General features: G+C 73.5%; 12 protein-coding genes. 3 read left to right on the top strand and 9 right to left on the bottom strand.

The window, feature by feature from the left end:
* Positions 1-89: 89 nt before the first annotated feature.
* The 3 genes from PSD17_RS01795 to PSD17_RS01785 form a co-directional block, all read right to left on the bottom strand.
* Positions 90-623 carry a cupin domain-containing protein gene (locus PSD17_RS01795; protein ID WP_339121082.1) on the bottom strand — a complete coding sequence of 178 codons (534 nt, stop codon included), beginning with the start codon at positions 621-623 and terminating at the stop codon, positions 90-92.
* A gap of 156 nt (positions 624-779) precedes the next feature.
* Positions 780-1,514 carry an SDR family NAD(P)-dependent oxidoreductase gene (locus PSD17_RS01790; RefSeq protein WP_013672435.1) on the bottom strand — a complete coding sequence of 245 codons (735 nt, stop codon included), beginning with the start codon at positions 1,512-1,514 and terminating at the stop codon, positions 780-782.
* Positions 1,511-2,713, bottom strand: a complete 1,203-nt coding sequence (locus PSD17_RS01785; RefSeq protein WP_339121081.1) for a cytochrome P450 — start codon at positions 2,711-2,713, stop codon at positions 1,511-1,513. The genes PSD17_RS01790 and PSD17_RS01785 overlap by 4 nt, the downstream gene beginning before the upstream one ends.
* 130 nt (positions 2,714-2,843) lie before the next feature.
* Here PSD17_RS01785 and PSD17_RS01780 point away from each other — a divergent pair, with 130 nt between their 5' ends.
* The gene (locus PSD17_RS01780) at positions 2,844-4,613 is read left to right on the top strand and encodes a helix-turn-helix domain-containing protein (RefSeq protein WP_339121080.1); all 1,770 of its coding nucleotides are present in this window, start codon (positions 2,844-2,846) and stop codon (positions 4,611-4,613) included.
* 10 nt (positions 4,614-4,623) lie between these two features.
* Here the strand turns inward: PSD17_RS01780 and PSD17_RS01775 are convergent, their stop codons facing one another.
* A complete protein-coding gene (locus PSD17_RS01775; RefSeq protein ID WP_339121079.1) occupies positions 4,624-5,184 on the bottom strand; it encodes a TetR/AcrR family transcriptional regulator in 561 nt (186 codons plus the stop codon).
* Between the two features lie 99 nt (positions 5,185-5,283).
* Between PSD17_RS01775 and PSD17_RS01770 the strand changes: the two genes are divergently transcribed.
* Entirely contained in the window at positions 5,284-6,180 is an 897-nt protein-coding gene (locus PSD17_RS01770; protein WP_339121078.1) for an SDR family oxidoreductase, read from the top strand.
* Here PSD17_RS01770 and PSD17_RS01765 read toward each other — a convergent pair.
* Positions 6,162-6,497, bottom strand: a complete 336-nt coding sequence (locus PSD17_RS01765) for a DUF6191 domain-containing protein (protein ID WP_339121077.1) — start codon at positions 6,495-6,497, stop codon at positions 6,162-6,164. The two genes, PSD17_RS01770 and PSD17_RS01765, sit on opposite strands and share 19 nt — an antisense overlap.
* A gap of 9 nt (positions 6,498-6,506) precedes the next feature.
* Positions 6,507-7,211 carry a peptidylprolyl isomerase gene (locus PSD17_RS01760; protein WP_339121076.1) on the bottom strand — a complete coding sequence of 235 codons (705 nt, stop codon included), beginning with the start codon at positions 7,209-7,211 and terminating at the stop codon, positions 6,507-6,509.
* A gap of 86 nt (positions 7,212-7,297) precedes the next feature.
* Here PSD17_RS01760 and PSD17_RS01755 point away from each other — a divergent pair, with 86 nt between their 5' ends.
* Complete coding sequence (locus PSD17_RS01755) at positions 7,298-7,903, top strand: 2'-5' RNA ligase family protein (protein WP_339121075.1); 606 nt, start codon at positions 7,298-7,300, stop codon at positions 7,901-7,903.
* On the opposite strand, the gene PSD17_RS01750 is transcribed toward PSD17_RS01755, so the two are convergent.
* The 3 genes from PSD17_RS01750 to PSD17_RS01740 all read right to left on the bottom strand — a co-directional run bounded on the left by PSD17_RS01750 (position 7,818) and on the right by PSD17_RS01740 (position 10,472).
* Positions 7,818-8,423, bottom strand: a complete 606-nt coding sequence (locus PSD17_RS01750; RefSeq protein WP_103382530.1) for a hypothetical protein — start codon at positions 8,421-8,423, stop codon at positions 7,818-7,820. The two genes, PSD17_RS01755 and PSD17_RS01750, sit on opposite strands and share 86 nt — an antisense overlap.
* A 114-nt stretch (positions 8,424-8,537) precedes the next feature.
* The gene (locus PSD17_RS01745; protein ID WP_339121074.1) at positions 8,538-8,999 is read right to left on the bottom strand and encodes a YdeI/OmpD-associated family protein; all 462 of its coding nucleotides are present in this window, start codon (positions 8,997-8,999) and stop codon (positions 8,538-8,540) included.
* 210 nt (positions 9,000-9,209) lie between these two features.
* Positions 9,210-10,472: a M18 family aminopeptidase gene (locus tag PSD17_RS01740; protein WP_339121073.1), complete on the bottom strand. Its 1,263-nt coding sequence runs from the start codon at positions 10,470-10,472 to the stop codon at positions 9,210-9,212.
* Between the last annotated feature and the right edge of the window lie 5 nt (positions 10,473-10,477).

Genomic DNA, 10,477 nt, shown 5'->3' with positions numbered 1-10,477 from the left:
CAACCGCAACCGAGCCCTCGGACGAGCAGCCTGACCCGAAGGTTGACAGAGGATGTCTCATCGGAGGCTCCTCGGGAGACCGGGGCTCATCAGACCGCCGAGCCCCCGATCAGCACGAACGCCACCTGGCACGGTGCGCCCGACCGGTTCGACCAGCGGTGGCGCGTACCCCGCTGCACCAGCACGTCGCCCTCGGTGAGCTCGCGCTCGTCGGCGTCCAGCACCGACCAGATCGACCCGCGGAGCACGATCGCGTAGTCCAGCGACGCCGTGCTGTGGAACATCCGGGCGCGGCGCTCGCCGCCGTCGGTGTCCCAGTGCTCGTCGGGCGGGAACTCGACGATCCGCAGCACCGAGCCCTTGGCGGGCGGGGAGATCTCCGCGGGGCCCCCGAGCCCGTCGTCGGCGGTGCCGGCGTTGTCGACGGGCACCTTCTCGTGGCGCCAGAAGTCGGTCATCGCGAACGTCGGCGCGTCGGCGACGACCTGGACGTGCGGGCACGGCGCGTCGGACACGACGGTCGAGCGTCCGTCGGCGTCGAGGCCGGTGACGACGCGACGCCAGCGGCGCACCGACGGTGCGACCGCGACGTCGCGTCCGGACAGCGGGATGTTCTCGGGCACGGTCGAGCCTCCTTGAGGAGCGTGTCTGACGGATCGCCGTCGATGGGCTCGGTGATCCGGCGGTTCGTGGCCGGGCGGAGCCGGGTCGCCTACCGGGCGGGTTCGGGCCCGGCGCGAACGCGGCCGCAGGTCGGCCGACGCGCCGCGCCCGCCTCCTCACGGCAACAGGGACAGGCCGCCGTCGGCGACGACGACCTGCCCCGTCACGTAGGTGGCGCGGACGAGTCCGACGACGAGCTCCGCGACCTCCTCCGGGGTTCCGGTGCGGCGCAGGGGCGCTGCCTGCGAGATCTGCTCACGGAAGTCGTTCCAGTCCGCGGTCCAGCGGGTCTCGATGAACCCGGGGGCGACGGCGTTGACCCGGATCTCGGGGCCGAGTGCCCCGCCGAGCAGCTTGCACATGTGGTGCACCGCGGCCTTGCTGACGGCGTACGGGATGCTGCTGCCGCCGACGTCGACCCCGGCGAGCGCGCCCACGACGACGACGTTCCCGTTGCCGCTCTTGCGCAGCAGCGGCTCGGCGGCCTGGATCATGTGCCACGGTCCCAGCAGGTTGAGCCGCAGGATGGGTTCCCACACGTCGTCGGTGACGGCGTGGATGTCGGGGTGGGGAATCCGCGCGGTCCGCCCGGCCGCGTAGACGACGGTGTCGAGCCGCCCGTGGACGGCCTCGACGTGCGCCACGATGTCGGCGGGGGCACCGGGATCGCCGAGGTCGGCCCGCAGGAACTCGCCCTCGTCGAGCCCGTCGGCGACCGCCGTGCCCTCGTCGACGCTCGTCGAGCCGACGACGACGACCCGGTGGCCCTCGGCGTCGAGCCTGCGGCACACCGCCGCGCCGATACCGGTGGACCCGCCCGCGACGACGGCGACCGGACGCTCGCCGGTCACGCCCGGGCCGCCGGGACGAGGCGGGTCGGCAGCGAGGAGAAGTTGCGGACGACGCGGCTCACGCCGCGCACCGGTTCGCCCGCCTGCTCGAACCGCTCGACGTTGTCGGCGAGGTGGGCGAGCAGCTCGGCCGCCTCCAGCCGCGCCACCGGTGCCCCGAGGCACAGGTGGATCGACGCGCCGAACGCGACGTGCGCGGTGGGCCGTCGCAGCGTGATGTCGAACTCGTCGGCCCGCTCGAACACCTCCGGGTCGCGGTTGGCCGACGGGAACAGCGCGCAGACGTCGGCGTCGGCGGGGATGGTGACGCCCTGGAACTCCACCTCGTCCACCGTCCGGCGCATGAACACCCGCACGGGGCTGTCCCAGCGCAGGGCCTCCTCGACGGCGGCGGGGATGAGGGATCGGTCCTCGCGCAGCAGCTGCCACTGTTCGGGGAACAACGTGAAGGCGCGGATCATGTTGGAGATCAGGCTGTTCGTCGTGTCGACGCCGGCGACCCAGATCGAGGCGAGCGCGAACAGCCGTTCGCTGCCCTCGGCGGCGAGCAGTCCGTCGTCGCCACCCTGCTCCATCATCAGCCGGCCGAGGCAGTGCGCGGGCATCGCCGGCAGGCCCTCGGTGCTGAGCCACTCCAGGCTCTCCATGATCAACGCGACGTACTCGGGGTCGGGCTCGGGCCCGACGACGTGGAACGCGGCGTCGGCCCAGCCGGCCATCGTCCGTGCGTCCGGCGCCGGGATGCCGGTGACGTGCCGGATGGTCAGGTTCGGGATCGTTCTCGAGAACGCCTCCACCACGTCGACGGTCCCGGCGGCCAGTGCCGGCGCGGCGAGCCGCTCGATGTCGGCGCGGACCTTCGGCCGGAGCTCGGCCATGGGGCCCTTGCCGAAGTGGCGTTGGACCGACCGGCGGATCCGCGTGTGCTCCGGCGGGTCGTTGTCGATGAAGGGGAAGCGGAACCCGCTCTCGGACACGCGGTGGTACGACGAGCCGAGGCCGGAGACGAACTCGCGGTAGTTGCGCAGCACCTGGGACACCGACGCGTACGTCGAGACGAACCAGGTGTCGCGTCCGGGCAGGTGCGCGACGGGGCCGCAGGCCCGCAGCCGTTCGTAGAACGGGTAGGGGTCGGCGAGGTTCTCCGGGCGGAACGGGTCCATCGCCGCGGGCAGTTCGAGTGCGCTGGCGGTTGTCATGTGCTCTCCCAGTCCGGATGCGGCCGTCCTGGGCCGCGTTGTCGGAGTCTGGTGGCCCGGCTCACAGGTGACTATGTTCAGGAGACAGAGAAGCTCTGTTCTGCTTGTTCGTCTCACAAGGGAGCGTTCGGTGGCGCGCCACCTCGACTGGGAGGCGGCCCGCGGCCGCGGTCTCCATTCGGACTCCCTGCACGACCTGGCCGGCCTGGCCTTCGAGGTCGCCGAGGATGCCCCGCTGCAGCGGGTGCTCTCGCACGTCGCGCGCAACGTCACCGATCTGCCCGGCGTGCTCTACGGCGGGGTCTATCTCCTGGGCGACGACGCGACGACCCTGCAGCTGGAGGGGTGGCACGGGCTGACCGCCGAGTACCTGAAGGTGATGCGCGAGATGCCGCTCGACCTTGCGTCGGGGACGGCGGCGACGGGGCCGCCCAACGTCCGGGCGGTACTGACGGCGACGACCATCCTCGTGCCGGACGTGTTCGCCGAGACCGAGCTCGGGCCGTGGCTGCCGCTGTTCCGGCCGCAGGGTTTCCGGGGTATCGCCGCGGTTCCGATGACCGCCCCGGACGGGGCCGTGATCGGGTCGGTCACCGCCTACCTGGCGAAGGGCGCCGCGCCCGGGCCCGCGGACCTGCCCGTGCTCGAGGAGCTGGGCAGGCTGGCCACCGCGGTCACGCTGCTCGTCCGGCGCCGCGAAGCCGACCGGGCCGCGGTCGAGGGGCTGCGGGCCGACGTGGACCGTGCGGCCGCGCGGATGGCCGAGCAGCGCAGGTTGGGCGCGGTCGAGCGCGCCGCGTTGCGCCTGTCCGCGGACGGAGCCGGGCTGGCGCCGGTCGTCCGGACCCTCACCGACGGGCTCGGCGTCGCCCTGACGGTGCTCGGGCCGACGGGGGAGGTGCTCGCCGGGGATCCGCGGGGCGACGGCCGCGTCTCCGCGTCGATGCACGTCAACGACGACCAGACGATGACGCTTCAGGCCGCGGTGCCGCCGCAGACCCCGCCCGACGAGCCGGTCCCGTGGTCGCTGGACGGGGCGGCGCTGATCGTCGAGCTGGAGCTCCGCCGGCTGGACCGCGACGCCGACATCGAGTCCAGGCTCACCAAGGACCTGGTCGCGGATCTGCTCTCACCGGCCGCCATGCGGCACCGGGACGCGGTGTTCGGGCGGGCGGTCGCACTCGGTCACCGGCCGCAGCACGCCCACGACGTCGTCATGGTGGCGCTGCCCGAGGTCGAGTCCGGCGGTGATCCGACGGCCGGTGTGGCACGGGCGCACCGCCGCGTCGTGGCGCTGACCGGCACGGTGCGACCGCGGCCCGTGGTCGGCTCCGTCGGCTCGCACGTCGTGGTGCTCAACCCGGTCCCCACCGACGACCGGCCGCCCGGGGCCGAGGGGACGACCAGGGCGCTCGCGGCGCGGCTCGCAGCAGCGATCGCCGGAGCGCGCGTCCTCATCGGGCCGCGGGCCCGGACGCTCGCCGACGCCCCCCACGCGTTCGACGTCGCCTCACGCGCGGTCCAGCTGCTCACCCGCCGGTCCGCCGGAGTGATCGACATGACCGACCTCGGTGTGCCTGGGCTGCTCCTGCAGTCGGCGCAGCCCGAGGCCCTCCGCGAGCTGGCGGAGCGGACCCTGGCCCCGCTCGTGCGCAACGACGCGGAGCGCGGCGGCCGGCTGTTGGCCACCCTGCGGGCGTGGCTCGCCGCGGGCATGTCGACCCCGGAGACGGCGCGGACGATGGTCGTCCACGTCAACACCGTCAACTACCGGCTGCGCCGGATCGGCGAGCTGACGGGTCTGCAGCCGTCCCGGCCGGCGGACCTGATCCAGCTGCAGCTGGCCCTGACGGTCGCCGAGATCTCCGGGTCGATCCCGCCGGGCGCACTCCGAAACTGAGCCCGGACGTTCAGGTCAGGGCACGCAGGGCGGCGGCCGCCTCGGCGATGCAGTCGGCGAGGTCGTCGGGAGCGTCCGCGTCGCCCACCCAGCGTCCGAACGCGACGTGGAAGACCGAGACGGCGGTGTGCGCGGCGAGGGACGCGGTCGGTTCGGGGACCCCGCGGGCGCGCAGGGCTTCGGCCACTCCCTCGGTCAGCCTCGCCAGCTTCAGCAGCTCACGCTCCCGGAGCGCGGGGTTGGCGGCGATGATCTCGGCCCGTTGCCGGGAGTAGTCGCGGCGGCCGGTCAGCAGGGCGCCGCCCGCGACCATGCCGGCGAGGGCGGTGTCCAGCGGGGCGAGGTCGTCGGGGGCCGCGAGGATGGCCTCACGGGCGTTGCGCCCCATGGTGTCCGAGCTGTCGAAGAGGATCTCGCGCTTGTCGCGGAAGTGCCGGAAGAAGGTCCGCTCGGTGACGCCGGCGGCGCCGGCGATGTCGCCCGCGGTGGTCTGTTCGTAGCCGCGCTCGGTGAAGAGCTCGATCGCGGCGCGCATCATGCGCCCGCGCGCGTCCGGCTCCCAGCGCCCCATCCCTCGAGTCTAAGCGATGACAGGTGCTGACATCGCGTGCTAGCGTCGATGTCATGAACTGACATCGGTCAGTGACTCCCATCGCGGAAGGGAACGAACATGCTCGTCTTCGTCACCGGCGCCTCGGGCTGGATCGGCTCGGCCGTCACCGACGAACTGCTCGCCGAGGGCCACGAGGTGGCCGGGCTCGCCCGGTCCGACGCCTCGGCCGCTGCCCTGGAGGCCAAGGGCGCCCGGGTCGTCCGCGGTGACCTCGGTGATCCGGATGGTCTCGCGAAGGCCGCGGCCGAGTCCGACGGGGTCGTCCACCTCGCCTTCAACCACGACTTCACCGACTACGCCGGCGCCGGTCGGACCGAGCGTGCAGCCGTCTCGGCGATGCTCGACGCGCTGGCCGGCAGCGGCCGGCCGTTCCTGCTCGCTTCCGGACTGGCCGGGACCGGGGCCGGGCCGCTCACCGAGGACGACCCGTCGCCCCATGTCGGTGCCGACGCGATGCGCGGCGGCAGCGAGAACCTCGCGCTCGACCACGCCGACCGCGGTGTGCGGCCGGTCGCCGTGCGGTTCTCCGCGACGGTGCACGGCATGGGCGACCACGGGTTCGTCGCCCGTCTCACCCAGATCGCCCGCGACCGCGGGGTCTCCGGCTATATCGACGACGGCTCGACGCGGTGGCCCGCGGTCCACCGTTCCGACGCGGCGCGGCTCGTCCGGCTCGCGCTGGAGATGGCGCCCGCGGGCTCCCGGGTGCACGCCGTGGCCGAGAACGGCATCCCGTCGCGCGACATCGCCGCGGCGATCGGCGATCAGCTGGGGGTGCCGACGGCGTCGATCCCGCGGGCGGACGCGCAGGCCCACTTCGGGTGGCTCGGCGCCTTCTGGGGCGTCGACGTCAGCGCGTCCAGCGAGCGCACCCGCGAACTGCTCGGCTGGACGCCGACCGGCCCGACGCTGTTCGAGGACATCGCGGCGGGGGCCTACGCGCTCCCCGCCTGACGGCCGGGATCGCGACGGCCGGGATCGAGGACGAACACCCCGCCGTCGCGAAGGCCGTGCCGCGGCGGGGCGGCGTCGTCGGTCTCGTCGCGCAGCATGATCTCGGCCCGGCGCTGGTCGAGCTCGTAGTGCTTGGTCGCGTAGAAGAGCGCGGTCACCTGGTCGAGCCCGGTGGACAGGACGAGCTGCGTGGTCCGGTGCCGGCGCCACGGCAGCCTGCTGTGCCCGGAGGAGGAGACGCTCACCCTGTCGACGACCACCAGCGCCATCAGCAGGAGTACGACGCCCGCCACCGCGAGCACCCAGATCTGGCCCACGCCCGCAGGCTAACCGAGCCGTGAGGTCTGGAACGTCAGCGTGATGTTCGGGCGGCCGTCGCGCGGCGCGAGGCCGTTGTCGTTCCCGCCCGCGGCGACCTTCTCGATGACGGCGAGCGTCTCGTTCGACGCCCGGCCGATGACGGAGAACCGAGGCGTGATCGCGGCGTCGCCGTAGGTCACGAAGAACTGGCTGCCGGCCGAGTTCGGCGCCGTCGACCCGGCCATGGCGATGACGCCGCGCGGATAGGTGACGGCGTCGGCGTAGCCGGTGGCGGGCGGGTAGTCGCGCGGGAACTCGTCCTTGACGGTGGAGCCGGGGCCGCCGGTGCCGGTCCCGGTCGGGTCGCCGCACTGGATGATCGGCAGCCCCGCGGTCGTCGAGAGGCGGTGGCAGATGGTGCCGTCGAAGGAGTCGGCGCCGGCCAGGTCGACGAAGTTCTGCACGTTGCAGGGCGCGATCGACCGGTCGAGGTCGACGCGCAGGTCCCCCTGGTTCGTCGTGAACCGCACGATCGGGTTCCCGCTCGCCCGCCGCGGCCCCTCGGTCTCGGGCGGGAAGCCGCGGGGCAGGTCGGTCACGGGGGCCGGCGTGTCGAGCGTGACGCAGCCGTTGTTCGACGTGGTGACGGTGCCCGTGCGCGGGGTGGGGCCGCCCGGCGCGCCGACCGCGACCACCCCGAACGTGACCCATCCCGGCGAACGTGCCGACATGCCGCCCCCGCGTCACCGTGATCGACTCGGGTCGAGGCTAACCCGAGATCGGGTCGACGCCGAACGGAGGCGTTACCGTGTGCCGCGTGGGTGACGCCCTGATCGTCACGGCCCTGCTCGACGACGAGACGCAGCAGCGGTTCGACCGCCTGCGCCGCAAGCATTTCCCGCCCGAACGCAACCATCTCGACGCGCACCTGACGCTGTTCCACCACCTGCCGGGCGACCGGGCGGCCGCGATCGCGGAGGATCTGGCGGCCGTCGCGGGCCGGGCCACCGGCCCGTTACCGGTGCGGATCTCGGGACTGCGCTTCACCGGCCGCGGGGTCGGCTACGTCCTGTCGTCGCCCGGGCTGGTCGGCCTGCGTGCGGCGCTGGCCGCGCGGTGGGACCCGTGGCTGACCCCGCAGGACCGCGCGAAGGGCTCCGACCTGCACGTGACCGTGCAGAACAAGGTCGAGCCCGACGTCGCGCGGGCGCTGCACGACGAGCTGCGTGCCGAGTTCGTGCCGTCGACGGCCACCGCGGTCGGCCTGGCGTGGTGGCGCTATCTCGATGGGCCGTGGGAGGCGGTGGGGCGCCACGTGTTCGGCGCCGGCGAGGAGATCAGCGGTCCCAGAGCGGATGCGGGTCCCGCCCCGCGGACATCAGGAACCGGTCGCGCCAGGAGACGTCGTCGGGAACAGGGGTGAGCGGCGGCCCGAACAGCCCGACCGCACGCCAGTGCTCGGCCCGCGGCTCGGTCAGCTCCCACATCTCGCGGGAGAACGCCTCGGTGAGCGGGCAGACCGATCCGATGAACACTGCCACCTCGTGCGCCGTGACCGCCCGCACGACGGCCTGGCGCAGCAGGTAGTCACTCGTCGGGACGTCGCCGTACGGCGCGTGCACGACGGCGTCGGGGTCGCTGATCTTGCACGCGGCCGCGGTCGACGCCTCGGCGAGCCGGGTGAGGACGGCGTCGCGCTCGGCGTCGCCCGGTGCGATCTCCAGCGGGTCGACGGTGCCCGCCTCGCCACCCGCGAGCAGGTCGGGCACGCACGCGTCGTCGCGGGCGTGCTCGCGCAGCACCGTGGCGATCGGGACCGGCGCGTCGGCGGGCAGCCCGAAGGGCGGCGGAACGGTGATCATCCGATGTTCGCGGCCGACGCGGACGAGCGTCCGCACGGCCACCTCCTCGGCCGTCACGAACAGCTCGGCCTCGCGGATCATGCGGCCTCCTCGTCGACACCGGTGATCGGCGATCATGACGCCGATCACACGTCACCATGCACGACGAGGTGTCCGTGTGGTGTCTCAAATTGGTCCGTCCGGTGTCGCGGGCGCCTACTTCCGGCCCTCGCGCAGCATCTCGACGGCCTTGGCGATGCGCCGGGCCCGTGTCTCGGGGGTCTTGGCGTCGTCGATCGCCAGGACGTGGCGACGCTGGTGGCTGTAGGCCAGCGCCTCGAACGCGGCCTTCGCGGCGGCGTCGCCGTCGAGGGCGGCGGCGAGGTCCTGGGGGACGGTGACCTCGCGCGGCGCGGTGTCCAGCTCGACCTCGACGTCCACGTCGTCGCCTCCGGCGAGGCCGGTGATGCGCCGGACCTCCGCGCTGACGCCGATCAGGAACCGCCCGCCCATCGACGCGATGCTGGTGCGCCACGTGTGGCCCGCGGCGGTCACCGACACGGCCGGCCTGCGGCCCCCGCCGAGCTCCTCGACGACCCGCTCGGGGACGACGATTCCCGTCGTGTTCTTCCCGGTCGCCTCGATCGTCGTCCGGAACTGCACGGCCCCTCCGATCATCCGCCGGAGGCGATCATGCCGGGCCGTTGCGCCACCGGACAATGCCGGACGCGAGGTTTGGGGGCGGCAGCGAGGGGCTCCCCTCCGGTCTCGCCACCACCACTTCGATCAACGACATCCGTGAGAGCGGGGAACGGTCCATTCGCTCGAATGAGTGCATTCGCCCTGACGGTCGTGAGTGGCCCTACCGACCATGGCCGGTAATGCCACTCACGAGCGTTCATCTGCGAGGAATTCGGTTGCCGTCGCAATGAGATGTGCGGGGTCCTCGACGCCGCACAGTTCGCGCGCGGAGTGCATCGACAGCACCGGGATGCCGACGTCGACGGTCCGGATGCCGAGCCGGGTGGCGATGATCGGCCCGACCGTCGAGCCGCACGGCACCGTGTTCCTGCCGACGAAGAACTGCGAGCCGACACCCGCGGCGCGGCACGCCCGCTGCCACGCCGCGGCCCCGGGGGCGTCGGTGGCGTAACGCTGATTGGCGTTGACCTTGAGCGACGGCCCCTGGTTGGGCAGCGCGCGGTGCCCGGGGTCGTGCAGGTGCAGGTAGTTGGGGTGCGCGGCGTGGGTGACGTCGACCGACAGCGCCCGCGACGCCGCGAAGGTCCGCGACCGGGCGTCGAAGCCGCCGGCGAGGTGCGTGAGGAGGGTCTCGAGCAGCGGGCCGGCGGCGCCGGTCGCGCTGGCGCTGCCGATCTCCTCGTGGTCGAAGCCGACGAACACCGGTGTCGTCGACGGGTCGCGCTCGGCCGCGGCCGTCAGGGCGGTGATGCCTGCGTGCACCGACGACAGGTTGTCCAGCCGTGGCGCGGCCAGCAGTTCGCCGTGCTCGCCGAGCCGGGCGGGCGGCGTCAGATCGTGGACGACGAGATCGTGCGCGGCGACGTCGGCCGCGTCGACGCCCGCCTCCCCGGCGAGGAAGGCGATCAGCCCCCCCGGGGACGGGTCGCCGAGCCCCCAGACCGGCAGCAGGTGCTGCTGGGCGTCGAGCGTCAGGCCCTGGTTGACCGAGCGGTCGAGGTGGATCGCCAGCTGCGGGACGCGCAGCAGCGGACGGGTGACGTTCACCAGCACCGACGAGCCGTCGTAGAGCGCGAGCCTGCCGGCGAGCCCGAGGTCGCGGTCGAGCCAGGAGTTCCACAGCGCACCGCCGTAGACCTCGACGGCGACCTGGCGCCAGCCGCCGGCCCCGGTGTCGGGCAACGGCTTGACCTTCAGCGTGGGCGAGTCCGTGTGCGCGGCGAAGATTCGCAGCGGCGCGCCGCCGCCGCGCTGCCACCACGCCAGCACGGTCCCGTCCCGCACGAGGTACCGGCCGCCGGGTGTGGTGTCCCAGTCGGCCGTCTCGGCCTGTTCGGTGAACCCGGCCGCGGTCAGCCGGGCCACGGCCTCGGCCACCGCGTGGTACGGGGTCGGGCTCGCGGAGATGAAGTCGGCGAGGTCCAGCGCGAGGTCGGCCACGTGATGCATCCTGC

The sequence above is a fragment of the Pseudonocardia sp. D17 genome (assembly GCF_036984265.1).
GTDB classification, from domain to species: Bacteria; Actinomycetota; Actinomycetes; order Mycobacteriales; family Pseudonocardiaceae; genus Pseudonocardia; species Pseudonocardia benzenivorans.
The sequence above is the reverse complement of the archived record's forward strand: the minus strand, read 5'-3'. Positions and strand labels throughout refer to the sequence as shown.